We start from the raw sequence: 26,280 nt of genomic DNA, 5'->3' as shown, positions 1-26,280 counted from the left end.
GCAATTAGCGCTAGTATGTTTATATTACTCTTTTATGACAACAAGGTCTTCTCCAAAAAGCTGGATAGCCTCATCAATCCAAGGTTCAGGTTTAGCTTCTGCAGTATCGTGTTCATGCTCCAGCTGCAGTTCTTCTTTGCCAGTCTGTCCCACAGACTTCTGGGCAGCTTCATTCCAGTCACGAAGCATCATGGTTACAAGTCTATAAGGTTTGCCTAGACGCGCTGCAAGCACACTCTCAATAACCTGTCTGTTTGCCGGCTTCTCAGTAGTATCGCGGTGAATCGTGTTCTTGAATGCAACAAGTACCGCATCCTCCATAATCGATACTGGCTCACCGTCTACAAACCATGCATGAACCGTTACCTTTTCCTCTTTTACTCCTTGCAGGACAAGGCTCCACTGTTTATAGATAGCTGCAAAATCGGGACTATCCTTACCAGCAATAAACCTATCTACGTTAGGAGGCATTTTGGAGGCTGAAGAAACCCGCGGTGTTGGAACCGCGTGCGATTTCGGTGCAGGAGAACCATCACGCCCTCCTCCGGAAATACCACCGGATTGCATTGCCTGTTCCAGCTTCTTCTCCAGTGCTGCGATCTGTCTTTTGAGAAGATCCAGTTCACCAGAGTCAATGCTCGAATTATTCGCGCTTACTCCGGCATTTGTTTCACCTAACGGAGCAAATGCGGCACTCTGACTTACCTCTTGCTGCAAGCTGCAAAGCTTCATCAGCGCCACTTCAAACAGTGTCTGAGGATGTGTTGCGTATTTCATTTCACCTAGGTATTTATTGATTGTATCTACAATCTGAAATAGACGCTCCCGAGAAAATGCGGTGGCCATATCTTTAAATTCAGCAGGATTCAGCACCCGCTCTGTTAATTGATCGGCCTCGGGTACCATCTTAATCATCAATAAATCACGGAAATAATACATGAGATTCTCTAGGCATTTATCTGCACTTTTACCTTCATGCATAAGCTGCTCAACGAGCTCCAGAAGAAGACCCATATCACCTTCTAATATGGCAGTGGCAAGACGTGCAAATTGCTCGGAGGGAATTCCCCCTGTCATTCCTAACACTTGCTCGTACGTAACATTACCATCTGTAAAGGATGAAATCTGATCCAGCAAGCTCAATGCATCACGCATACCACCATCAGATAGACGGGCAATATACTGCAATGCGTTGTTATCCGCTGTAATCCCTTCCTTCTCACAAATAGCAGTCAGATGGGCGGTCTGTTCTTCTAACGCCACTCTACGGAAGTCAAAACGCTGACAACGGGAAATTATTGTCGCCGGCAATTTGTGAGGTTCCGTTGTCGCAAGAATAAACATCGCATGTGACGGCGGTTCCTCCAAAGTCTTTAATAGAGCATTAAAAGCTTCTGTCGTCAGCATATGCACTTCATCAATGATATACACTTTACGGCGCACCTCGGTAGGTGCATACTTCACCTTCTCACGCAGATCACGAATCTCCTCTACGCCCCGGTTTGATGCCGCATCTATTTCCTGCACATCCATTACATTACCCGCAGCGATTCGCAAGCAGGATGGACATTCGTTACAAGGTTCCGGACCTGGCCCACGTTCACAGTTAACCGCTTTAGCTAAGACTTTAGCAGCACTTGTCTTACCAGTTCCCCGCGGACCGCTGAACAGATAGGCATGCGAAACCCGCTGTTCACGAATTGCGTTCTGCAGCGTTTGGATAATGTGCTGTTGTCCAACCATGTCTTGAAACGACTGCGGCCGCCAAGCACGGTACAGCGCGATATGTTCCACTATGCATTACCCTCTCTTAAGCTGCCGCTTTCCCGGCATTTGTCGCAAATTTATTATACTATATTCATCGGCTATTGACCAAAAACAAAAAGCATCTTTGCTTGTGGCAAAGATGCTATGATAAACAGAATTATAAACCGTGCACCTGTTATTGATGGCTACGATCCAAGCGGCAACCCTACATGACTGCTCGAGTTAGGCCACCCTCCGGCACAAGAGTAATCTTACTTATGGCTGCTTCCTTCCGGACCTGACCAGGTTCATAAGCACTCATTGCGGAGGACCCAACTGTCAACACAGCCCGTAGGAACCAAGGCCTCACATCGATAGCACCTCTAACAGGAATTCAACCTCGCTACAGCGGATTGCGAGTTACAGGGCACCGCTACCTCCCCGTCTAGCACGGCGAAGATAAGTATAGCTCACGCTCGGACAAAAATCAACTCTAAGACATAAAATGAGCCCCTCAGCTATACAGCTGGGGGCTCAATCTAACTGTTAAGCCGCAAAGCGACTGTTCGAATTAGATACCATATTTCTTCTTAAATTTATCAACGCGACCGCCGGCATCCAAGAACTTCTGCTTGCCAGTGAAGAACGGATGGCAGTTGGAGCAAATTTCGACACGAAGCTCTTGTTTAACAGAGCCAGCTTCGAAAGTGTTGCCACATGCGCAGGTTACCTTAGTTACATTATACTTTGGTTGAATTGCTTCTTGCATTTTGAATTTCACCTCTCATGCCCTAAGCCTCATGCGGACCCAGAGTTATATGATTACACTGTGGTATTTTAGCACGAAATATCAAATTGGGCAATATGTTTCATTTTTACATTTTAGCTGCTTAAATATTGATTCCCCGCCGCTTAGCCCGCGCCATATCTGCTGGTGGCACATGTGTATAAGAGCCTATAACTACATCCGGCAGTTCATCGCGGAAAATATCAAGCATCGTCTTCATCCCAAGGATTTCACCCTGGGCAGGAGGAATCAACTCTAAATAACTCTCCGGGTCAATGTTTAGATTGCGCATCTGAATAAGCTTCAGATCAGTACGTCTTACAAACTCCAGCATCGCTTCAATCTCTTCTTCGCGATCAGTCACTCCAGGGAAGATCAGATAATTGATCGATGTGTAAACGCCCTGCGAAGCAGCGTATTTCAAAGATTTTTCAACATTGGCCAATGTATAACCGCGTGGTTTGTAATAAGCATTATAATGGTCATCAAGGGCACTGATTGTGCTGACACGCATCAAATCGAGCCCAGCATCAACGATTCCTCGCATATGATCGCTTAATCCCGCATTGGTGTTGATATTGATATAGCCCATATCAGTAATCGAGCGCACTTCACGAATAGCTTCTATAATAAGTTTTGCCTGCGTGGAAGGTTCCCCTTCACAGCCTTGTCCAAAGCTGATAATCGATTCAGGCGTCTTTAAATGCTCCAACATAACTTGTGAAATTTCGTTGACCGTAGGCCGGAAATTCATCCGAGTCTGCGGAGATACAAAGCCGCTATCATCAGGTTGCTCAGAAATACAACCAAAACATCCAGCATTACATGAATAAGAGACGGGTACACCGCCCTCCCAACGCCCTAAAAAGGTATTGGAGGAAGTCAGGCATTCATAGCCAAGCGCACAGTTAGAAAGATGCTCATAGAGGCGGTTATCAGGATATTTGGCTGTCATCTCACCAACACTGACTTCAAGATCTTCTTTGTCACAATTAAGTGGATTCCATTTCTCTGGATTATCGGTAGGGTCTGCCGCAACATAGAACCCGCCATCCTTCCACACTACAGCCGAATACCCAAACAGAGGAAGCTTATAAGACTTATCTGTCTTCACATAACCAGGAAGACATAGACGAGTGTAGCCTTGCGGCAGCAGCGCTCCGACAGCCTGCGAACCTTCCGGCAAAGACATCATTTCACCCGTCTCAGGATTCATACCCACAGCACGTGTACTAGGCAAGCCCACGAGCGTAGCACCTTCTGGTAATGGAATTAATTCTTCCTCCAGCATTTCAACAATCATATCCCCACTACGGGCTAGCCCGTACAGTTCGGGATGATCATATACGTTTCCTTGCCCGTCGGCATATACCAAATACATGTTAGTCTCCTCTTATTATCAATTCTCAAGTTGTAGGTACTGAAGGTGTCTTCGCCCGTGTGGTACGACGAGCAGCTGTACCGCTGTTGGAGGTGCCTCCGTTACTTGCAGTCCCGTTTGGTGTTGTTTTTGCCCCAGCAACGTCAAAGGATGCCAAGAACTCAGCATTAGTCTTCGTATCACGCAGCTTTTTGATGAATCCCTCCACAAAATCGTAGGACTCGTTCATATTTTTGCGAATCGCCCAAATCGTATCCAGTTCTTCTTTGCTCAAGAGCACTTCTTCGCGACGTGTACCTGAACGACGAATATCGATAGCTGGGAATATCCGGCGTTCCGCCAATTTGCGGTCCAAATGAAGCTCCATATTACCGGTACCCTTAAATTCTTCATATATAATATCATCCATACGCGAGCCAGTATCTATTAATGCTGTTGCCAAAATAGTTAATGATCCGCCTTCTTCCACATTCCGTGCAGAACCAAAAAACCGCTTCGGACGGTGAAAAGCCGCCGGGTCAATCCCCCCGCTAAGTGTACGTCCAGATGGTGGAACCACCAGATTATAAGCACGCGCCAGACGCGTAATGCTATCCAAAAGAATAACTACATCCTTCTTGTGCTCAACTAAACGAAGTGCCCTTTGCAACACAAGCTCAGCCACTTTAATATGATTCTCTGGAAGCTCATCAAACGTCGATGCAACCACTTCGCCTTTTACAGAACGCTGCATATCGGTTACTTCTTCAGGACGTTCATCAATCAGCAATACAAAGAGCTCAATCTCAGGATTATTAGTGGAAATACTATTGGCAATTTCTTTTAAGAGGAGCGTTTTTCCTGCTTTTGGAGGTGCTACAATCAAACCCCGCTGCCCCAAACCTACAGGAGCGAGCAAATCCATTATTCGGGTAGACAAATGAGTAGGGGATGTTTCAAGCGGTAGCTTGTCTTGCGGATAAAGTGGTGTTAATGCTGGAAAATGAAGACGCTCCGCTGCACTAGCAGGGTTCTCGCCATTAACTGCATTGACTTGAAGCAGGCCAAAATATCGTTCATTTTCTTTTGGTGTCCGACATTTACCAGACACAAGATCTCCGCTTCTGAGATCAAACTTACGAATTTGTGAAGCTGAGATGTAAATATCTTCAGCACTGGGCAAATAGTTAATCGGCCTAAGAAATCCATAGCCCTCAGGCAAAATTTCTAGTACGCCTTCCATAAACATGAGACCGCTCTGCTCTGCCTGTGCCCGAAGGATCGCAAAGATCAGTTCCCGTTTCTTCAGCTGTCCGTAATAAGGAATCTGGTATTTCTTGGCCAGCTTATATAACTCGGTCAGCTTCATTTCTTCCAGATCGGAAATTTGAAGATCCATGTAATAACCACCTATTCAATTTTTAAATGAGTTCTTCCTAGTCTATCTACTAGGCAAAAATATGATTCTATTAAAATGCTCATTAGGTTAGTATTACCCCAAATGGAAGGAAATATGCGGTTTGGCCGCAAATTAATACTCCTTCCAAGCGGGATATCCTAATATTATTCATTCTCACGCCAAACATGAGCACCAAGTTGCCGAAGGTTGCTCACTAAATTATCATAACCACGATCAATATACTCTACGCCGGTCACTTCAGTAATACCATCTTCTACTGTTAACCCGGCAATGACAAGGGCTGCACCCGCACGCAGATCAGCTGCCTTTACTTTAGCAGCATTAAGTTTACTGCCCTCAATAATTGCAGATCGGCCTTCAACACGAATCTTTGCGCCCATTCTTACCAACTCTGGCACATGCTTGAAGCGGTTGCTGTAGACGAAATCGCTAAGCACACTAACCCCTTCTGCCTGTGTCAGCATACTTGTCATAGGAGATTGTAAATCTGTAGGAAATCCAGGATAGGTCAGTGCTTTAACATCTGCATGTTCATAATTAGCTCTACCTATAACTCGGATACTTTCATCAAGCTCTTCAATATCCACGCCCATCTCTAAAAGCTTGGCTGTTAAGGCTTCCAAGTGCTTAGGAATAACATTATCTATCAACACATTACCGCGCGTAGCCGCAGCGGCAATCATATAAGTTCCTGCTTGAATCCGATCGGGAATAATGGAATGACGGCAACCGTGCATTTCCGAGACCCCTTCGATCCGGATGGTTTCTGTACCAGCGCCTTTAATAACAGCGCCCATAGAGTTCAATAGGGTAGCTACATCTATAATCTCAGGCTCTTTAGCCGCATTTTCAATAATTGTAGAGCCTTTGGCTCGTGAAGCCGCCAGCATGATGTTTATAGTGGCACCTACGCTTGATACGTCCAGATAAATCTTCGCACCGCGTAGCTCTTTTGCATATAAGTGGATAGAACCATGTTCGTTGGTAACTGTTGCTCCCAAAGCCTCGAATCCCTTGATATGTTGATCAATTGGACGAGGTTCAAAATTACAGCCACCAGGAAGACCTATTGTCGCTTCTTTGAATCTTCCAAGCAGAGCTCCCATCATATAATACGAAGCTCTAAGTTTCTTAACCGGCCCATTGGGCATTGGAATAGATACAATACGTGAAGGGTCAATTCTCATCTGATTGCCTGACCAGGATACATTAGCGCCAAGCTCTTGCAAGATTTCGGAGTAAACGGCTACATCACTAAGGGACGGTAAATTATCCAGAACAACTTCAGATTCGGCCAAAATTGCCGCAGGAATAAGCGCGATGGCACTATTCTTTGCTCCACTGATGGTTACAACGCCCTCTAGCGGACGTCCACCGCCAATCATTAATTTTTCCATAGATTTATCAATTTCCCCCTACGTGTATTGCAGCTGGGTGGGCAATACGTGCTGTGGACTTTTAGTGATGAAAATGGAAAGACACCGGCTAAGCGGTGTGCTTTCCTCATCAAACTATTCAACTGGACAGAGTAATAGCCCTATCCTTTAACAAATTGCTTGTCCACCTGAGGCGGAAGCTACAATGATTAGGCTTTGTTGTTGGATCCAAATTCGCGAATTTTACCAATAACGGTTTCTTTGATTGCATCACGGCCTGGTGCGATGAATGTACGTGGATCGTAAGCATCAGGTTTAGCAGCTAGAACTTCGCGAACCACTTTTGCGAACACGATTTGGTTCTCAGTGTTCACGTTGATTTTGGAAGTACCCAGGGAGATGGCTTTCTTGATGTCATGTTCAGGAATACCTGTACCACCATGAAGAACCATTGGGATGTTAGTAGCGTCACGGATTTCTTCCATTTCTTTGAATCCGAGGTTAGGCTCGCCATGGTAAGGTCCATGAACGGAACCAAGTGCAGGAGCCAGGGTGTCGATACCTGTTTCTTTCACAATACGTACGCACTCATCAAGCTTAGCATACATGATGCCGCCGATAACGTCGTCTTCTTGTCCACCAACAGTACCTACTTCAGCTTCTACAGAAACGCCTTTAGCGTGAGCATATTCAACGACTTTTTTAGTCATATCGATGTTCTCATCGATTGGGTGATGGGAACCGTCGATCATTACGGATGTAAATCCAGCATCAATTGCTGCTTTACATTTATCAAAGCTAGATCCATGGTCAAGGTGGATAGCTACAGGAACAGTGATATTCATGTCAATAATTAGACCTTCAACCATTTTAACAACAGTAGTGAAGCCGCCCATGTGGCGTGCTGCGCCTTCAGATACACCAAGGATTACTGGTGATTTTTCTTGTTCAGCGGCACCAAGAATAGCTTGAGTCCACTCCAAGTTGTTAATGTTGTACTGACCTACTGCATATTTTCCTTCAAGTGCTTTGTTCAACATGTCTGTCATAGATACTAATGGCATGGTTTCATCCTCCTAAGAATGTTGGTTGGCTATGTTTTTAAACCGACATCACATACAGGCTTATTATAGCACATCCTGTGTCAAATACTAAATAGGGTAAACAAAAAAATGTCCCGGTGGGACGATTTTTATCCAGCCCATATAACAATTACACTCATCCTCTTCGGAGTCACCACGCGAAATAGGACCGATACAGAAATCACCGTTCTAACTGCATTGATCCACAGACTTGTTATGAAGATGCATGTTTACCGCTACGCGCATTTCGTCTATGTCGAACGGCTTTGTAAAATGCATTAACGCCCCTAGCTTGGTCGCCTCCTTAATCATGTCCAGTTCACCATATGCCGTCATCATAATGACCTTAATGGACGGATTGATCTCCTTTAGATGCTTCAGAATCTCGAGTCCATCCATTCCCGGTATTTTCATATCGAGTAAGACCAAATCGGGTGACTCGCTGCGAACAATGTCTAATGCCAATTTTCCGTTAGCCGCTTGAAATGTTGTATATCCCTCACTATTGAACACTTCCATAAGAAGAATCCGGATCCCATTCTGATCATCGACAATTAATACTTTCTTCTTTTCCATACGATACCCTCCCAGAAATTAAGGCAGATTGACTATACCGCGCTCTCCACAGCGACCGGCCCCTTTAGAAACTACTCCATACGAAACCTATTATTCGTGCTTTACTGTCCAAATCCTGCTAATTGGATAAAATGGGTAAATAAAGAGTCTAAAATGAAATAAATGTCAGTTACAATATTTCTATTAAAGGGTAATACAAAAAGAGAGCCTTCGGATGAAGGCTCTCTTCGACTATTTAAGAACCGAGGGTTCTTTCTGTCTGTGTATAAATTATTGCTGCTCGGAATGCGTCAAAGAGGCTTTGACAAATTCACGGAATAGCGGTTGCGGGCGGTTCGGACGTGAAGTGAATTCCGGGTGGAATTGAACCGAGAGGAACCACGGATGCTCTGGAAGCTCTACGATCTCAACTAGACGGCCATCCGGAGAAGTTCCGGAGATAACCAGTCCTGCTTTTTCAATTTCGTCACGGTAAGCATTGTTGAACTCATACCGGTGACGGTGACGCTCATATACCAGTTCATCATCATAGCAAGACATTGCCAGAGAGTCCGGAATAATCTTACAAGGATACAACCCAAGACGCATAGTGCCGCCCATATCTTCAATATCTTTTTGCTCAGGAAGCAAATCAATCAATGGATATTGTGTATTTGGATCGATTTCGGAGCTGTTTGCACCTTGTAGTCCAAGAACAGAACGGCCATATTCAATTACAGAAACCTGCATTCCAAGGCAAATGCCAAAGAAAGGTATCAATTGCTCACGGGCATAACGAATAGCGGAGATTTTACCTTCGATTCCCCGATCACCGAAACCACCAGGAACAAGAATACCGCCAATACCACGCAGCATTTCGTCCACGTTCTCATCCGTAATTTCCTCTGCATTCACCCAGCGGATCTTAACCTCTGCATTCGCAGCAAAACCTGCGTGTGAAAGTGATTCAACAACGCTCAAATAAGCGTCATGCAGTGCTACGTACTTACCTACAATTGCGATTTCTACTGTCTTCTCTAATTTCTGAATCCGGCTAAGCATACTTTCCCATTCGCGCATATCTGGCGCAGGTGTTGTAAGCTTCAAATGATTAACAACAATCTCGTCCAATCCTTCATCACGAAGGTTCAATGGAACTTCATATAACGTCGAAGCATCGCGGCATTCCACAACAGCATTAGCATCAATATCGCAAAAGAGTGCGATTTTGGCTTTCATATCTGCGGAAAGCTCATATTCCGTACGGCATACGATGACATTCGGTTGAATACCGATACTGCGCAGCTCTTTAACGCTATGCTGTGTCGGCTTCGTCTTCACTTCTCCAGCAGCCTTGATATAAGGAATCAAGGTTACGTGGATATACATCACATTTTCCCGGCCAATATCACTCTTGATTTGACGAATCGCTTCCAGGAACGGAAGACTTTCAATATCCCCTACAGTACCGCCGATCTCTGTGATAACAACATCAGAGTTGGTCTCGCGGCCCGCGCGGAACACGCGTTCTTTGATCTCATTCGTAATATGCGGGATAACTTGTACAGTTCCACCCAAGTACTCTCCACGACGTTCCTTGCTGATTACGGATGAATAGATCTTACCTGTCGTCACATTGCTGTTCTTCGACAGATTGATATCAATAAACCGTTCATAGTGCCCAAGGTCAAGGTCAGTCTCTGCACCGTCATCCGTTACGAAGACTTCTCCGTGCTGGTAAGGGCTCATTGTTCCAGGGTCTACGTTAAGATACGGATCAAATTTCTGAATCGTTACCTTTAGACCTCTGTTCTTGAGCAGCCTGCCCAGCGAAGCGGCGGTAATGCCTTTACCCAGGGAAGACACAACGCCACCCGTTACAAAAATATACTTTGTCACTGTAAAACCCTCCTAAATAAAGTCCAAACATAAAAGCGGCACATGGTGTTTATCGTAACCCGTTTTACTATCATCAAAACAGGGGAAATCAAAAGTTTAATTCACCGGGGAAAACATAAACCGTCATCCCTCAAATTCCATTAATCTACAGCTACTTTGCATCTAAAAAAACAAAAAAGTGACACCCGTAGAACCGGGGCACTTTTTATTTTAGAAAACACGTTTATTAACTTACATGATAAGCCCATGCAATAGTTTACTCTGACGATCCCCCACTGTCAAGGGAGGAATTATGCCACAGACAAGACTCTTCTGATTATTGATCTTACTTGTCATCCTCGGAATCTTCATCGTCGCCATCTTCTGCATCGTCTTCGTCCGTATCGTCTTCGTCTATGTCATCTTCATCGATCACGACATCTTCGTCGACTTCTTCTTCGCTGTCGTCGTCAGAATAGAGGTCGTCGCGATCTTCATCGATAGCGTCGAAATCCTCTTCTTCAGCTGTGTAGTTTTCTTCTTCATCAGCAAAATCGTCATCTTCCAAATCATCGTCTTCATCGTTGATGATGCGCACCCGTTTAGTGTTACCAACCGGATCATCGGAGCGCTCAAGAGGATACCAGCGTTTCAGTCCCCAAAGGTTGGTTCCGACACAGGCAAAACGCCCGTCAATGTTAATCTCGGTATATAACTGGGCAATAGTATCTTGGCTTTCTTGATCGGTCATGCCGCGTAACTTGGCTACCTCGACCATCAGATCACGGTAATAATACGGTGTATTGGCTGCTTTAAGCACCAGAAAGGCAAGATCCACCATTGGCATTTCTTTAACTTTCTCAGGGTCTAGCTTTAAATTGAGTGGCGTACTCACTAAAGGACACTTCCTCTCACGCATTGTTCACATTACGGTTTATTTCAATAATATCCATTAACAAAACTAAGTAAAACCTATTTAACAACAAAATGCAAGTCAAATGCAAGAACCGCCCAACAGAAAAAGCCTCCTGCTTATTATCCATACAGGAAACCTGTCTTCATCAAGAAGAGTTGATATGTAATTGTAGCAAGGTTCGCCGCACCCAAAGTTTTTAGAAATGGGATTTAAAAAGGCGGAGGAAGACCTCCGCGCATGACTGTATCCACGCCAAGGATCGGCTCCTTACGGGATGTTACAAAGAGAGTTTTAATCTCTTCTGTTTATTTTATGTAAAGCGCCGTCTTTTGACACGCTGGGCAGCCCATTTCCTTAAAAAAGGGCAAGTTCCCATTCGGACCCCTCCCTCCGCTCATACAATATGGCAGCAGGGCACCGAGGAGGGACAGCGAAACCTATGGACTATTACAAATTTTGGAACATGCTTCTTGAAGAAATATCGGTTGCCCCAAAAAATGGTGAGCGGCGTATTCTTACCTTCAACGATCCCCGCCAGTATGCCGGAGCTTTCTCCCAATGGAAGGCTCTAAAAGCAAAGCAGCCCGAGCTGCGGCAAGTACAGGTATCTCCGCTGATTCGGGCCTTCTTCGTGCCCGCTGCCGCCGGAAAGCTGATGAACCGATTTGCAGACCTTCTAAATGTCGAAGACGATCTGCAAATCCAAATCCATTCCATAGCTAACGAAAAAAGCGGAATCGCAGCGCTCCCATGGGGGGTGAAAGCGATTCATGCTCCTCAGGCATGGTCTAAATCAACCGGAGTTCACGTCAAAATCGGCGTCATTGACACCGGCGCGGATTACCGTCATCCCGATCTGAAGCATTCATTAGCCACTGGAGTCAACCTACTACACCGCGGAATGCTGCCGCTGGATGATAATGGGCACGGAACTCATATCGCCGGAACCTTAGCGGCAGCAGGGGGGAATCGCGGAATGATGGGAGTGGCGCCGCGAGCGCTGCTATATCCAGTCAAGGCTTTTGATCATAGTGGATCAGCCTATGTATCCGATATTGTGCTAGGTATTGATTGGTGTGTGCAGAACCGAATCGACGTCATTAATATGAGCTTTGGAATGAAGACTAGAAGCAAGGCGCTCCACAATGTGGTTATAAAAGCGTATCGGGCCGGAATCGCCGTCATTGCCTCCTCTGGGAATGACGGCAAACGTGGCGGGGACTATCCCGCACGTTATCCCGAGACGATAGCCGTGGGTGCCATCGATAAGAGACACCGGGTTGCTGGCTTCAGCAATCGCGGTTCATATATCGATGTATACGCGCCCGGCGAAGGCGTGCCCTCCTGCTGGCTGAAGGAGGGCTACAAAGAAATGAGCGGCACCTCCATGGCGACCTCGCATGTCACGGGAGCCGCCGCACTGCTGCTCGCACTGCGACCGGGCCTCACGCCAAGGGAGCTGAAGCTGCTCTTGCGCCGCACCGCGTCCCCGGTGCGGCTACGTAAGGGGCAGCGCCGCACATCCCTAGGCGGCGGCTCTGCCGATGCCCTACGCCTGCTGAGAGCAGGAGTAAGGGCGAAGCGTTCGGTCTCCGCGAACGTGTAGACCCCGCCCGGGCACCGGGTGGGTCACTCTGACGTTAGCGCAGCTGATGCCGGTACGAAGAACGGCAGCAAAGAAAAATCCGCCCCCCAGGAAACCGGAAGGCGGATTTTTTGTCGTTTGCTGTTGATTTACATGCGATCCGGTGCAGAAACTCCGACAAGACGCAGTACATTGGCAATAGTAGTACGTGTTGCGCCCAGCAGTGCAAGACGCGCCACGGTTTGAGCAGCATCCTCAGTAATTACACGTTCAGCTTTGTAATAACTGTGGAACATCGCAGCCAGCTCATATACATAACGAATGAGGCGATGTGGAGCATAACCTTCAGCCGCAACAGCGATTTCTGCCGGGAGCTCACCAATTTTGCGCAGCAGGTCATATTCATGCACTGCTGTCAGCTTGGAGAAGTCAATTTCAGCGTAATCAGGGATAGAAATCCCTTGCTCCTCTGCCTGACGGAAAATACTGCAAATACGCGCATGCGCATATTGAACATAGAATACAGGATTTTCATTAGAAGTAGAGATCGCCAAATCCATATCGAAATCAAGATGAGAATCCATGCTGCGCATGGTGAAGAAATAACGAATCGCATCGATCCCTACTTCCTCCATCAAATCTTCCATCGTAACCGCTTTGCCGGTACGTTTGGACATTTTGACCTTTTCACCATTCTGGAACAGGCTGACCATCTGAGCAATCAGAACCACTAGCTTCTCAGGATCATTGCCAAGGGCTGACATTGCCGCCTTCATCCGCGGAATATAACCATGGTGATCAGCGCCCCAAATGTTAATCATTTTATCGTAACCGCGGCCATACTTATCGCTGTGATAAGCAATATCCGGGGTAAGGTAGGTATATGTGCCATCATTTTTGATCAAGACACGGTCTTTATCATCCCCGTATTTTGTCGTTTGCAGCCAGGTTGCCCCATCTTGCTCATACACTTCTCCACGATCACGGAGCTCGTCCAGCGAGCGCAGTACTTCTCCGTTCTCATACAGCGAGGTTTCACTGAACCAGATATCGAAGTTTACACGGAAAAGACCTAGATCACGTTTGATTTTATCCAACTCTTTATTAAGTCCATAGGTCCGGAAAAAAGCAGCGCGCTCACTAGGGCTCATCTCGAGCAAGGTATCGCCCTTTTCTGCCACAAGCTCCTTCGCAAAACCCTTAATATCCTCACCATGGTAACCATCTTCCGGCATTTCTGCCTCTTGTCCCAGCTCCTGAAGGTATCTGGTTTCAATGGATTTACACAGATTAGCCACTTGGTTACCGGCATCATTAATATAATATTCCCGGGTCACCTCATAACCTGCATAATCAAGCACATTACACAGCGCATCACCGACAGCAGCACCACGGGCATGCCCTAAATGTAGGCTACCCGTTGGATTGGCACTGACGAACTCCATTTCAACCTTCTGACCTTGACCCAGATTAATACGGCCATAGTCATCCCCCTGCTCAGCAACAAGGCTGATGATTGGGTACAAGTAATTCTTAGACAGGGTAAAGTTAATAAAGCCTGGTCCTGCAATCTCCGCTTTCTCAATAGAAGCTCGGCTCGTATCCAAATGCTCAATAATAGCTTCAGCAATCTGGCGTGGATTACGTTTAGCAATTTTGGTCAGCTGCATAGCAGCGTTCGTAGCCAAATCACCATGCGCCTTATCTCTTGGTACTTCAAGTACAATATCCGGAACCTCTTCCGGTGCAACCAGCCCAGCATTCACAATCGCATCGGCGATGGCTTCTTTTACCCGTTCATTTACAAGCTCTAACGGATTCTTACTATGTGTCATAATTTCGGTTCCTCCTGTATATGCAAACTAATAGCGAACTTTCCTGTCAATTCCTCGTAAACGTACAAATCATATTCCCAGGCAACCGTTAAAGAACGCCCTTCGCGCACAACTTCCAGCTTGTTCGTTTCCGTAGAAAGATTGAACTGCGTATATGGCGAGCGGTAGAATCCTGGCAGACGCCGTCCAGCTTCAAAGCTCTGCTCCGACTGAATCCCGCCATGGCGGATTAGCTTCAGTTGATTGCCTGCAATCTTTATCGTTGTACGAACAGAAACTTCCTCTCCGCGAGGACCCTGCTCTAATTCTTCATATTGAATATATAGATGCGGTCCCTTGGATGTTACTTCTCCATTCGCTTCCATAACATTTCGCTGACCATCTTGAAGGCTCACGAGCGTAATAGAGACATCATATTTGTCAGACTGTATTTCAGGCATCACACGTTCCTCCATTCTGCAAGCCTCTGCATTCTGCATAAGAAAAACGTCTAATGGCAAAGCTTAAACATTTTTATATTAATCAAAGGCCTATTTCGCTTTCCCATTGTACACTATAATCCAGTTCAAAGAAGCATTTCAATACAGAATCAAGCATATCTTCATAAGCACATAAAATATTACCATATTGATGATTAAAAGCACACTTTGAACGTCCATTCTCTATGTATATCACTTACTTCGATAATATTTGCACCTACCAAGCACCTATCAGACATAGATGACCCTAAACGCAGGATGATTCCATATTCGGTGTGATAACGGACCCCTTAGTCGCTATTGGCATAAAAAACAACCCATTTGAACCTCTTTCTAGGGAATAGTGTTACTGGAGTCCGAAACCCTATCCCAAAGGCCGAAAATTTGCAAATAACGTCAACTGGGTCCGTACCCCTCCGAGGATGAGGGATCTGATAAGGCCACTGATAAGGGTACTATTCAAGCAAGCAACCAAGGATAAAAAATGCAGAGCAGCGATTCTCCAAGTATCCGGAGAATCGCTGCTCTGCTGTCTATTTGCGATGTTTACAATACTTCGGACCCTTATATTTTTTTATTGAAGAGAATTATTGGGTCGTCACTTTTAAAGAAAACCTGCTTTCCCATGAAGCTCCGCCGTCTTTGGTCACATACAAGGAAGAGTAATCAAGCTCACGGATGGCGAGCCAGCCCTCTTTATTACTAGTGAAGGAGATTACCCCGTCATAACCAGCGAGCTCCGGAAGATTAGTCCATTGCTTACCGCCGTTATAAGAGCGTCCAACTGCCACTTTCTCTGCTGCTGGAGAAAATCCCACTAAAAAAGATGTGCTGTTTCCCACAAGCTGCAGGTTCCCGGGTTTGCCAGCGGCTGGCCCTTTATTGAATTCAGCCTTGCCACTGCCTGGCGCAGGCCCGCCGCCGGCAGTTTCCTGAGCGATCACACGATTCCAACTTTTCCCCCTGTTCGCACTTTCATACAGCGAGTAGGAGGTCTGACTCATCCCCGTACCGCCATAGAGCACTACAGCGACCTGATCTCCCTTAGCGGAGATTTGTCCAAACTCGGGCTCGGCAAAAGCCGCCTTCAGTGAAAGGCTCCAAGTTCCCCCTCCATCTGTGGTCTTCATTACCCGATATCCGCTTCCCGGCACGATTACAACCGCCCAGCCGGTATTCCGGTCACTAAAATAAGCGCCTCGTGTATTGGGTGGGGTGGAAATTTTACTCCAGCTCAGCCCCCCGTCTTTGGTGTAAAACGTGGCGGCTCTCTCATAAGCAAAACCTTTCTTACTATCGATAAAATTTATTCTTTCAAAGCTGACGGCATTGTTCGAAAGTCTCTTCCACTCCGAGCCACCGTTAGAGGTACCAATTAAATATTGAGCCTGCCCCTCCTCTACAGAAGCAAGAGCAAAGCCATGTACATTATCGGGAAAATCAAATTGTTTGAAGCTCCATTGGCCTTGATAGATCTCTTGAAAATGGCAACCTCCGTCAGAGGTACCAATCATAAATCCATTACCTGCTGCCCGTCCAATATTCCCATTCAAAAACTGAACATCAGAAAAGCTAAGCGGTGTGGATACATCGCCTGAATGCTTGTTTTGCAGGGCCTGTAGCAAGCCGTGATCTCCCGTGCCGCAAGTCGCTGGTGCTGGTGCAGCATGTACAGAAGTTACAGGTGCACTCCAGCCTGAAACCATAATAAGCGTCGCCGAGAGGGCGGTTATTGTCGTCTTATGAATCCTTTTCGTCCATTTCATGATGACACCTCCTAATATGTATATACCCTTACTCACAATCCCTACTCTGTTATACCGCCAGAGAGGATACCCTATCTACCTTAAACAATCACAAAATAGAAACAATTTGTTACCCTCCATATCCCTAATGAATATCCTTCCAGATCCTTCCCCATAATATGAAAGAAAGGAGTCTGGTGCCATGACACGCGAATCAACGAATCCACCGAAACGAAAAAGCCGCTTCCGGCGTTTATTTCGGCTGCTGGCAGCCTTGATCATATTATTTGTATTAACCACCGGAGCTCTGCTCGGTTATCTATATCAAAAAGATCTTCCACCGATTAGCGATGATGTGCGCTCCAAGCTGTTTGACTCCCGGGGCAATGTTCTTGCCACCTTTACCTCAGACGGCCGCAGCCGTGAACCCGTCAAATTAAGTCAAATTTCTCCCCTGCTCATTGAAGCTACACTAGCAGTCGAGGATCGTAAATTTTATGAGCATTCCGGATTTGATCTGAAAGGGATGGCACGAGCTGTTCTTGTCAATCTGGAAGAGGGGAACCGGTCGCAGGGTGCTAGTACGCTAACTCAACAGCTCGCACGTAACCTCTACCTATCCCATGAAAAAACGTGGACGCGCAAGGCTAAAGAAGCTGTCTATACGATGCAGCTGGAGATGAAATACAGCAAAGATGAAATCCTGAACATGTATTTAAATAATATCTATTATGGCCACGGTGCTTACGGCATTGAAGCAGCCTCACGGATGTATTTTGGTAAATCTGCAGCTGATTTAGACCTGGCAGAGAGTACCATGCTGGCTGGAATTCCAAAGGGACCTACCTATTATTCACCATACAACCACATGGACAATGCTAAAAACCGCCAGAGAATCATCCTGACCGTCATGGCGAATTTAGGTAATATCACTCAGGAAGAAGCCGGACAAGCTGTCCAAGAGAACTTAAACTTCAAGCCGCAAGGGCAAAAGGATACGCTTGTAGCTGCGCCTTATTTCCGGGATTATATCCGCAATTTGGCTATAGAATCGCTCCACATCAGTAATGATGAGCTGGAGCAAGGCGGACTAAATGTCTATACCACCCTTGACCCTGACATGCAGCATGCCGCAGAAAATGCTGTTGACACAGAGATGGATCAAACTAGTGATCTGGAGACTGCGCTTGTATCCATCGATCCTCGCACCGGTTACATCAAAGCAATGGTCGGCGGAAAAAATTATCGTACCAACCAGTACAATCATGCTTTGGCCACCACACGCCAGCCGGGTTCTTCCTTTAAGCCGATTATGTATTTGGCCGCACTCTCTTCCAAAGAGATGACAGGACTTTCGGTCTTCAATAGTCAGCCAACGATGTTTCATTATGATAACAACCGCAAAACGTATCAGCCCCGAAACTTTGGGGATAAGTATCTGGGTGAAATTAATATGCGGCAAGCTATCGCAGCATCGGACAATATCTATGCTGTTAATACAATTATGAAGATCGGCGCGGATAAAGTGAGCGAAATGGCTGCGAAGATGGGCATTGACAGTCCACTTCAAAGCGTACCTTCGCTGGCACTAGGCACTTCACCGATCAGTCCGCTTGAAATGGCTGCGGCTTTTGCTGTAATTGGAAACAGCGGTCAGAAAATGCCGACCACAGCCATTCTAAAAATAACCGATTCAAATGGCATGGTCCTGTATGAAGCACCTCAACCCAAAGGAGTAACCGTCGTAGAACCTTCAGCTGCCTATGTCCTGACTCGTTTAATGGAGGGGGTATTCGAGACTGGGGGGACGGGCAATCGTGTGGCTTCCATAATCAAACGTCCGGTAGCCGGCAAGACCGGCACTACGGATACAGATGGCTGGATGGTAGGATTCACCCCGGAGCTATCCACGGCAGTCTGGGTTGGATACGACAAGGGGCGCGACATCGCAACTACCGACGGACGGCGTGCGGCTCCTATTTTCGCCCAATTTACTGAAAAAGCGCTGGAAAATGTCCCTCCAAAAATTTTCCCCATTCCAGATGGAGTGGTCAGCGTATACGTCAATCCGCAATCCGGTAAACTTGCTACAGCAGCATGTCCCGACAAAGAACTGGAAACCTTTATTAGTGCAACTGAGCCCACCGAATACTGCGAATTGCATGGAACTGGCGCCGCTCCTGCTGTCGATGACACACAAAGCAAGGTAGATCCTGCTGAAGAGAATCGTTCCCTATGGAAGAACATTAAACGCTGGTGGTTGAATTAGCCTCTTCATTTATATTGAAGGGGTTTTTCTTTTTTTATAAGTCATATATTGTAGTAACAACAGGATTTCTAAATTCAAATATCACTTGTCGCATAAGGGATGTAACCGTTTTATTTATTATGCTTACCCCATTCTCTTAACTCACAATTACTGCTATAATAGTTATTAGAAACCAAAATATAATGATGTAAATGAGGGACATGGGATGAAGGATACAGGCATGATCCGGAGTTTAGACAGTCTTGGGAGAATTGTGGTTCCCGCAGAAATCCGTATGACGCGTAATATCGACATTGGTGATCCTATCGAATTTTTTGTTTTAGACGAAAAAATCATCGTCCTTAGGAAGTACACCTCGACAGAGTGTACATTTTGCAGAAGCCACGACCATGTCACCTACTATAAAGAGCAGTTTATTTGTAGCAGCTGTCTAAAAGAAATTGTCGATCCTGAACGCATGTCTCAATTGCCAGAGTCACGTGAGGATTTTGTTGTTGAGGCACCAGAGCACAACACCAGCATCCGAAAGTCGAAGACAGAGGAAATGTGCCAACGTCTGGAACAAGCTATTGAAGATCATCCCTATGCCAACCAAAAAGAACTTGCAGAAATCCTCGGGATTAGCCAAGCCAGAGTGAGTCAGCTCAAACGCAAGCTTAGCAGTACAAGCAAATCATAAATTAAAAAAGCTTCGACGCTCCTATTTCCGGAGGTCGAAGCTTTTTTTATATCGGATAACCCTTCTGGAGGCTCCTATACTATTCAGTCAGTGCAGCTTTAAGCTCATCTGAGGATGCATTCCACCATGCTTCATTATGAGAGATCAGAAGGGATTTGAGAGCCGACTTCTCAATGGCTCCAAGCCCTGCCACATCGATCTTGCGTTTAAGAGCTGCATCCAGCTTATTGACATGCTCGGCAAGAATTTTCCATCCGCGGCGCGCTTCTGTATCAATCCACATTTCACAGGCTGTGATTCCACCATAAAATTGAGCTTCCAATGTACGGTCTACCGCTACCCATACCACCCAAACCTGTCTTCCATTCGGTACATCTTCACGATTCATGGAAAATTTAATTCCTTTTTCCACCTTGCTCTTGGCATGCATGGCACCGATATCAATAACCGCCACATCACCATCAATAATGACAGGTGAAACGTTGTTGAGATCTATAGAGCCTGCTCCAAAGCCTTTATGTTTACTTTTAGCGTTCACAATATTTAAGGCAATCTGTTTCTTGCCCTCCGGTTGTATGTTGTCCACGAGTGCACACCCTTCCTCTTACGAATAATTTAATTTTAGCTAATAATGCGGCGATTGCAAACATATACATCCCGTAGATGCTTGTCACGGGAGGAATCACACTATGAAGTCACTGTCATTAAAGTACATCATCTTTGCGACCCTGGCCATCCTCGCGCTGCTGGGAGGAGGAATATGGGCCTTTTCAGGGGATAGCTCAACAGCTTCTGTTACTAGCTTTGCTTCAAAAGAGGCCAAGTCCTCCAGCGGCACAGCGCCTGCAGCCGTACCACAGCAGGTATTGCCTGAGAGCGCGCCTGTCCCGGCAGAGGAGGCTTTAAGCCAGCGGGTAGTCGAGTATCACATTGATGTCCAGCTTGTTCCTGACACAGAAACCTTAAAAGCTTCTGAGACAGTAACCTGGACACACCCCGGAGTAAAGCCAGTAAGTGATTTATATTTTCACATGTATCCAAATGCATTTGCCTCATCAGATACCACCTTTATGAAGGAATCCGGGGGGACGCTCAGAGGCGACAGCATGCCTGAGAACGGCTTCGGAAATATGACGCTGACCGATCTGCGCACGACAGAGGGAACTTCGCTAATGCAAAGAGTGCAATATGTTCAACCTGATGACGGCAATATCAACGATAAGACGCTTCTAAAGGTACATCTTCCTCAGCCTGTTAATGGTGGGGAAAGTGTAACACTTAAGCTTCAGTATGAAGTCCAGTTGCCCAAAATCTTTGCTCGCATGGGTGCTTCAGGTAACTTCGTTATGGCTGGGCAATGGTTCCCTAAGCTTAGTGTATACGAGCCTAAGGGCACACGCGGAGTTAAAGAAGAAGGCTGGGACCTGCATCAGTATCACGGGACCTCTGAGTTTTACAGTGATTTTGGCATCTTTAATGTAACGATTGCCGTTCCTTCCAACTATACGGTGGCTGCGACCGGATTTCCTGTAAAAAATGCCAAGCTCAAACAAGATCAAAAAATATATCAGTTCTACGCCGATGATGTCCACGACTTCGCTTGGGCTGCATCCCCTGATTTTACAGTAGCAGAGGAAGCTTTCTCTACGCCGGAAGTGCCTGGAGTACGAATTAAGGTGTATCTCGACCCACTGCACAAAGACTTACAAGAGCGTTACCTTCAAGCTGCCAAGGCTGCCCTGACCTACTTCAGCAAATGGTATGGCCCTTATCCCTACTCTACGCTGTCTATTATCGTCCCACCTAAGGAGGGAAACGGCGCGGGAGGAATGGAATATCCTACCCTTATTACAGCCTTTGGGGCCGCGGATTCTTCTCCAGATACCTCACTTGAAAGAACCGTCATTCATGAGATCGGCCATCAATACTTCTACGGTATGGTAGCCAGCAATGAATTCGAGGAGGCCTGGCTGGATGAAAGCTTTACTTCCTATGCCGAAGACAGACTTATGGAACAAGAATACGGTATCAAGTCTAATTTGCCTTTACAGGCCAGCCTGGTAACTATACCTGAGCCGTTAAATCTGGAAACGTGGAAATATGCAGGGGCGGATTCCTATAGCCGAAATGTTTATATCCGCGGCAAGCTTGTACTTAAAGATATCGAACGCCAGGTAGGTACCAAAGCAATGAACAACATCATGTCCTCCTACGCTCGTAAGTTCCGTTTCCAGCATCCCGCTACGTCAGATTTTCAGAAAGTCGTTGAGAAGGTAACCAAAAAATCATGGCAGGCCTATTTCGATGATTACATTTATGGTGATGGTGCGCCTGACTTCTCAGTAGATACGATTACTTTTAAAAAAAATAACAGCGGCGATGCTCAAAGCTACGAATCATTAGTGAAGATTTCAAATAAAGGGAGCCATTACGTTGATGTTCCCGTGAAATTCACATTCGCCGACAGCTCTTCGGTGCAGCGGGTCTGGAACGGTGAAGGAGCAGAGACTACGTTTCAATTGTTAAGCGATAAGCCTCTTCTCTCTGCTGAGATTGACCCTGAGCATTCCATCTTATTGGAGAGCAAACATTTAAACAACTTTAGGCTGGCGGAAATAGAGCCCAAGACGCTCTCTCGCTGGACGTTAAGTGTAACTAAACTACTTGAAACCGTGCTCGGAACTCTTGTCTGGTGAGGTGAATGATTGTGAGAACATCGATAACCCGCGGCTGGCAAAGCATGAAGGAGCAATTTTATATTTTAATTCTGCTCTTCATCTACCGACTGCTCTGGGGCTACTTTATGTATGGTTTCATCCGATCTGCTATTATTCCAATTCTACTGCGCTATCCAGATAAAGACGCCGGCGGCAGCGGTATGGGCAGACTGTTGTATTATATCGAGGGACAGTTCAGCTTGAATACTGACCCTGCGATACGCACTTGGTTATGGATGCTTCTAGGACTTGTTGTCTTGCGACTTCTGCTTTCTCCTTTCATAAGGGCAGGATTGCTGCATGAGCTGCACCAGGAGCGAAAGGGCGAGCGCGGGCTGTTTTTTTTCCCCGGCATGAAGATCTATGGACTACCTGTCTTAGTCTTTAGCCTAATCGAATGGGTGCTGACCCTGCTGCCGCTTTACTGGCTTGCTCCAAAAATGTACGGGCTGTTCTTATCCTCTTTGTTTAACTACACTTTGTTACTTCATTTAGTACCATACGTATTGGCATGGCTTATATATATTTTTATCGTGCGCCTGTTTCTTCTATATATGCAGTTTGGTTACACCGGCGGTACAGGAATGTTCTCCTCACTGTTCATCTGCTTGCGGTCACTGATTCCTGCTATAGGTGTTTCCATTGTACTTGGTGCGGGAGGCTTGCTCTTACTGCTAGTGTGCGGACTGACGGGTCTGTTCTGTCCCGGCCTGCCGGCACTTATAATACGGCAAATCTCACCACTACCTTCTACGCTCTTAAAAATGTGGGGAATCTCTGCACAATATCATCTATGGTGTAGCAAAGCATTTCCACAATAAATTAACCTTATTTGACATAATAAAAAGGTCCCAATTCCTGTATTCAGGAGCTGGGACTTTTTCTCATTACGGATAACTTAAGAGTATTTGCAAAATCATAAAAGCTCTGTTACAATAAGTCCTGTGCTATTAGTAACAATTTTGTAATCAATTGAAACGATTCCTACATAACTAAATGTATTTATCGTAAGTGTAACTGTCGAAACGTCATTCTCTTGGTGCTTAACACGCCTAATTCCTTTGCACCGGGAAGTGGGGGAACCATATTTTGGGTGAATTGATCTCGCTTTACAGGGATCATAGGGAATCTTCTACCGAACCCTTAAGCTAACCTCGCAGGCCTTGGAAGGAGTACATCTTTTGAAAAGACATAATTTAAGAAAAAAATGCGTCGCTGCGGCGCTAGGACTTGTAATGGCATTATCTATTGGTGGAGGAAGCGCCTTTGCCGACTCTAAGATGGACACTGTAATCTCAAAGACTATTGGAGTTGCCTATAAAACCGGAGGTACAAGCACTGCCGGATTTGATTGCTCTGGATTTACAAAATATGTATTCAAGAATGTGGGTCTTACTTTACCTCGTACATCAAAAGCTCAATATAGCGTTGGAACTGCTGTATCCAAAAGCAATCTGCGTTCTGGTGATCTAGTGTTCTTTAACACACTTGGCAATGGAGTATCCCATGTCGGCATTTATGTTGGAAACGGAAAATTCGCACAATCGTCCTCTTCGCGTGGAGTGACCATCACTTCACTCAGTCAGGCCTACTGGGCCAATCGTTATGTTGGCGCTAAAAGAGTAATGAGTACTTCAGCTTATCAAGCTGTAGCCTTCGATTGAAACCTTCCTCACAACTATAACCTCATAATTACAACTATATGAACCTGAATCTGATTATTCCCGTAATCAAATTCGGGTTTTTCTTTTTTCCATAATATATTTTTACACTAATAGAGCCCAATTGAAACACGTTTATTTGATAAAAATTGCAATTATATTAAAAATTAGGTCATTATTAACGCTTACATATGCCTTTCTACCGTAAAAATGCCAATTTTTCTGCATTAATATGTTAAAAACGATTGCCAAGCGGCTTTCTGTTTGTTACAATTAGCGCAGTGAGATTTTAGTAACATTTTTGTAATCATTAAGTTGTTATTTACAAAGGTTTTGTCATGTATTGATTACAAGCTAATCCTAATCAACAGTATGAGCCGAGTTTCCTAACTATTAGGAAAACGGGGGAACCAACTTTGGGTGAATTGACCTCCATTATATAGAGGGGTCATAGGGGACCTTCAACCGAACCCTTAAGCTAACCTCGTAGGCATTTGGAAGGGGTATACACTTTTGAAGAAGAAGTTAGCAGCAGCAGTACTAAGCTTTTCCATCATCCTCACCATCGGAGCAGGAAGCGCTTTCGCAGATTCCAAAATGGATAAAGTGATTGACAAGGCCATCGGTACTAAATACGTATCCGGCGGTATATCCACTAACGGATTTGATTGCTCCGGATTTACAATGTATGTGTTTGATAAGATTGGCATTAACCTTCCACACCAATCAGGTTCCCAATATCAAATGGGCACAGCAATCTCCCGTGATGATATAAGAGCCGGAGATCTTGTATTCTTCAATACAAGTGGCAAAGGTGTCTCCCATGTCGGCATTTATGTCGGTGAAGGTAAGTTCGCACACGCTTCTACCTCACGCGGTGTTACGATTAGCTCTCTGAGTGATAGCTACTACGTGAAACGCTACGTTGGTGCTAAGCGCATTATGAGCACAGACGCTTACCAATCGGTTGCTGCTGAATCGGAAGACAATGATGATGTTCAATAAGTAACGTACATAGGCTCTTTTCCAAGGTAACTCTTGGAGGAGAGCTTGTTTTTTTGTCTTATTACTTATTTACCCCTCTCATAATTTGTAAAACATTCCTCTCATATAAAGTTTCTGAGTCGAACCTCCCCCATTTTGTATATAATTAGTAATATAGCAATGTCCTCGTGAAAGGAGCTCGTTGACTTTATGATAAATCCCTCGGTAACTTTTCATGTAGTTCCTATGGAGGCAATTCACGGAGAAGCTATTTGTAAGTGGAGCTATACGCCTCCATATAATATTTATGGCTGGATGCCGTGGGAGCAGATGCAGGCTCTTGGCATCGAGTTTGGTGATCCGCAGCTCCGGGAGGAACAATATATCTCCATATTAAATGAACAAGAGGTTTTGTGCGGATTCGCACAGTTGTTCCCGATGGAAGGAGTCGTTCGTTTAGGAGTTGGGATGCGCCCCGATCTATGCGGCCATGGTTTAGGCAAACTATTCGTAGATGCCATCGTCCAGACAGCCTTGAATCGTTATCCTGATCGTGAGATAGATCTGGAAGTCCTGACCTGGAACCAACGCGCCATCCGAACTTATCAAAAATGTGGATTTACGATTACAGATACGTATGAACGCCGCACACCTACAGGAGACAAACCTTTTTATTGCATGGTCTATGACAAATGATATTAAATACCATATATTTCATAAGAACGATTGTATTCTCGTTCATTTTTTTGTCACAAACCCTATGATAACGCTTCACCATAAGCTATAATGTAGGGAGCAGCTTACATAGAAGGGACGAATTGGGATGCAGAAATGGATCATGAGCGGTTTGTTTTTTGCCGCCTGTGCCTTTGCGGTAGTACTCATGTTTACACTTCCGGGTAAAGAAGAGGTAGCGGAAGAAAATAAGCCCACGATGCCGGTAGTTCAACTGGACGCAGCAAAGGCAGAAGCAACCGTGAAAGCCAGCTGTATCACCTGTCACGGCGATCAGCTTCAAGGTGGAGTTGGACCAAGTCTTCAGAATGAAGGCGGCCAGCATGACGCTGAGGAAATCTACAGCATCGTCACCAAAGGACGTGGTCAAATGCCTTCCTTTAAGGAGAAGCTAGCCCCTGAAGAGATCGCCAACGTCGCACTCTGGCTCTCAGAGAAAAAGTAACCCATCAAGCAACTAAAAACGCCCGT

At 45.7% G+C, this 26,280-nt stretch carries 22 protein-coding genes, 1 other RNA gene and 2 riboswitches; of the genes, 9 read left to right on the top strand and 14 right to left on the bottom strand.

Annotated features, from left to right (window positions below):
- Positions 1-24: 24 nt before the first annotated feature.
- The 10 genes from dnaX to rpoE all read right to left on the bottom strand — a co-directional run bounded on the left by dnaX (position 25) and on the right by rpoE (position 11,099).
- Entirely contained in the window at positions 25-1,794 is a 1,770-nt protein-coding gene (gene dnaX, locus MHH89_RS22685; RefSeq protein WP_076280419.1) for a DNA polymerase III subunit gamma/tau, read from the bottom strand.
- 137 nt (positions 1,795-1,931) lie between these two features.
- An RNA gene (gene ffs / locus MHH89_RS22680) (signal recognition particle sRNA large type) lies at positions 1,932-2,200 on the bottom strand.
- A gap of 117 nt (positions 2,201-2,317) precedes the next feature.
- Positions 2,318-2,515: a 50S ribosomal protein L31 gene (gene rpmE, locus MHH89_RS22675; protein WP_036679927.1), complete on the bottom strand. Its 198-nt coding sequence runs from the start codon at positions 2,513-2,515 to the stop codon at positions 2,318-2,320.
- 121 nt (positions 2,516-2,636) lie between these two features.
- Positions 2,637-3,914: a radical SAM protein gene (locus MHH89_RS22670; protein WP_038568079.1), complete on the bottom strand. Its 1,278-nt coding sequence runs from the start codon at positions 3,912-3,914 to the stop codon at positions 2,637-2,639.
- Between the two features lie 25 nt (positions 3,915-3,939).
- Complete coding sequence (rho, locus tag MHH89_RS22665) at positions 3,940-5,292, bottom strand: transcription termination factor Rho (RefSeq protein ID WP_036679930.1); 1,353 nt, start codon at positions 5,290-5,292, stop codon at positions 3,940-3,942.
- Positions 5,293-5,456: 164 nt separating this feature from the next.
- The gene (locus tag MHH89_RS22660) at positions 5,457-6,710 is read right to left on the bottom strand and encodes a UDP-N-acetylglucosamine 1-carboxyvinyltransferase (RefSeq protein ID WP_036679932.1); all 1,254 of its coding nucleotides are present in this window, start codon (positions 6,708-6,710) and stop codon (positions 5,457-5,459) included.
- A 188-nt stretch (positions 6,711-6,898) separates the two neighbouring features.
- On the bottom strand, positions 6,899-7,753 hold the full coding sequence (gene fba, locus MHH89_RS22655; protein WP_036679934.1) for a class II fructose-1,6-bisphosphate aldolase: 855 nt from the start codon (positions 7,751-7,753) through the stop codon (positions 6,899-6,901).
- Positions 7,754-7,960: 207 nt separating this feature from the next.
- The gene (locus MHH89_RS22650) at positions 7,961-8,347 is read right to left on the bottom strand and encodes a response regulator (protein WP_036679935.1); all 387 of its coding nucleotides are present in this window, start codon (positions 8,345-8,347) and stop codon (positions 7,961-7,963) included.
- A 270-nt stretch (positions 8,348-8,617) separates the two neighbouring features.
- Entirely contained in the window at positions 8,618-10,225 is a 1,608-nt protein-coding gene (locus MHH89_RS22645; RefSeq protein WP_076130377.1) for a CTP synthase, read from the bottom strand.
- 325 nt (positions 10,226-10,550) lie between these two features.
- Positions 10,551-11,099, bottom strand: coding sequence for a DNA-directed RNA polymerase subunit delta (gene rpoE / locus MHH89_RS22640; protein ID WP_036679939.1), 549 nt, complete (start codon positions 11,097-11,099; stop codon positions 10,551-10,553).
- Between the two features lie 460 nt (positions 11,100-11,559).
- Here rpoE and MHH89_RS22635 point away from each other — a divergent pair, with 460 nt between their 5' ends.
- Positions 11,560-12,726, top strand: a complete 1,167-nt coding sequence (locus MHH89_RS22635; RefSeq protein ID WP_076282745.1) for a S8 family peptidase — start codon at positions 11,560-11,562, stop codon at positions 12,724-12,726.
- Between the two features lie 128 nt (positions 12,727-12,854).
- Here the strand turns inward: MHH89_RS22635 and argS are convergent, their stop codons facing one another.
- The 3 genes from argS to MHH89_RS22620 all read right to left on the bottom strand — a co-directional run bounded on the left by argS (position 12,855) and on the right by MHH89_RS22620 (position 16,785).
- Positions 12,855-14,540: an arginine--tRNA ligase gene (gene argS / locus MHH89_RS22630; protein WP_036679944.1), complete on the bottom strand. Its 1,686-nt coding sequence runs from the start codon at positions 14,538-14,540 to the stop codon at positions 12,855-12,857.
- Positions 14,537-14,980: a DUF1934 domain-containing protein gene (locus tag MHH89_RS22625; RefSeq protein ID WP_036679946.1), complete on the bottom strand. Its 444-nt coding sequence runs from the start codon at positions 14,978-14,980 to the stop codon at positions 14,537-14,539. The genes argS and MHH89_RS22625 overlap by 4 nt, the downstream gene beginning before the upstream one ends.
- 626 nt (positions 14,981-15,606) lie before the next feature.
- Positions 15,607-16,785 carry a hypothetical protein gene (locus MHH89_RS22620; protein WP_340033839.1) on the bottom strand — a complete coding sequence of 393 codons (1,179 nt, stop codon included), beginning with the start codon at positions 16,783-16,785 and terminating at the stop codon, positions 15,607-15,609.
- 181 nt (positions 16,786-16,966) lie between these two features.
- Here MHH89_RS22620 and MHH89_RS22615 point away from each other — a divergent pair, with 181 nt between their 5' ends.
- Together MHH89_RS22615 and MHH89_RS22610 are read left to right on the top strand one after the other, a co-directional pair.
- Complete coding sequence (locus MHH89_RS22615) at positions 16,967-19,033, top strand: transglycosylase domain-containing protein (protein ID WP_076282743.1); 2,067 nt, start codon at positions 16,967-16,969, stop codon at positions 19,031-19,033.
- 205 nt (positions 19,034-19,238) lie between these two features.
- The gene (locus MHH89_RS22610) at positions 19,239-19,712 is read left to right on the top strand and encodes an AbrB/MazE/SpoVT family DNA-binding domain-containing protein (protein ID WP_038568063.1); all 474 of its coding nucleotides are present in this window, start codon (positions 19,239-19,241) and stop codon (positions 19,710-19,712) included.
- A gap of 79 nt (positions 19,713-19,791) precedes the next feature.
- Here the strand turns inward: MHH89_RS22610 and MHH89_RS22605 are convergent, their stop codons facing one another.
- Complete coding sequence (locus MHH89_RS22605) at positions 19,792-20,298, bottom strand: YwhD family protein (protein ID WP_036679953.1); 507 nt, start codon at positions 20,296-20,298, stop codon at positions 19,792-19,794.
- A gap of 103 nt (positions 20,299-20,401) precedes the next feature.
- On the opposite strand from MHH89_RS22605, the gene MHH89_RS22600 reads away from it, so the two are divergent.
- The 6 genes from MHH89_RS22600 to MHH89_RS22575 all read left to right on the top strand — a co-directional run bounded on the left by MHH89_RS22600 (position 20,402) and on the right by MHH89_RS22575 (position 26,254).
- Positions 20,402-22,408, top strand: coding sequence for a M1 family metallopeptidase (locus MHH89_RS22600; RefSeq protein WP_076187210.1), 2,007 nt, complete (start codon positions 20,402-20,404; stop codon positions 22,406-22,408).
- Positions 22,409-22,419: 11 nt separating this feature from the next.
- The gene (locus tag MHH89_RS22595; protein ID WP_076130393.1) at positions 22,420-23,250 is read left to right on the top strand and encodes a hypothetical protein; all 831 of its coding nucleotides are present in this window, start codon (positions 22,420-22,422) and stop codon (positions 23,248-23,250) included.
- Positions 23,251-23,468: 218 nt separating this feature from the next.
- Positions 23,469-23,607, top strand: a riboswitch (cyclic di-AMP (ydaO/yuaA leader).
- A 57-nt stretch (positions 23,608-23,664) separates the two neighbouring features.
- Positions 23,665-24,093, top strand: coding sequence for a C40 family peptidase (locus MHH89_RS22590; RefSeq protein ID WP_076130394.1), 429 nt, complete (start codon positions 23,665-23,667; stop codon positions 24,091-24,093).
- Between the two features lie 362 nt (positions 24,094-24,455).
- Positions 24,456-24,598, top strand: a riboswitch (cyclic di-AMP (ydaO/yuaA leader).
- Between the two features lie 5 nt (positions 24,599-24,603).
- Positions 24,604-25,095, top strand: coding sequence for a C40 family peptidase (locus MHH89_RS22585; protein WP_036679958.1), 492 nt, complete (start codon positions 24,604-24,606; stop codon positions 25,093-25,095).
- Positions 25,096-25,284: 189 nt separating this feature from the next.
- Positions 25,285-25,770: a GNAT family N-acetyltransferase gene (locus MHH89_RS22580; RefSeq protein ID WP_076138618.1), complete on the top strand. Its 486-nt coding sequence runs from the start codon at positions 25,285-25,287 to the stop codon at positions 25,768-25,770.
- A gap of 127 nt (positions 25,771-25,897) precedes the next feature.
- The gene (locus MHH89_RS22575; protein ID WP_036679962.1) at positions 25,898-26,254 is read left to right on the top strand and encodes a c-type cytochrome; all 357 of its coding nucleotides are present in this window, start codon (positions 25,898-25,900) and stop codon (positions 26,252-26,254) included.
- The last annotated feature ends 26 nt before the right edge of the window (positions 26,255-26,280 follow it).

Source organism: Paenibacillus sp. FSL H7-0323, assembly GCF_038002725.1.
GTDB classification, from domain to species: domain Bacteria; phylum Bacillota; class Bacilli; order Paenibacillales; family Paenibacillaceae; genus Paenibacillus_AQ; species Paenibacillus_AQ odorifer.
Note: the sequence above shows the minus strand (reverse complement) of the source record. Positions and strands in the feature narration are given on the sequence as shown.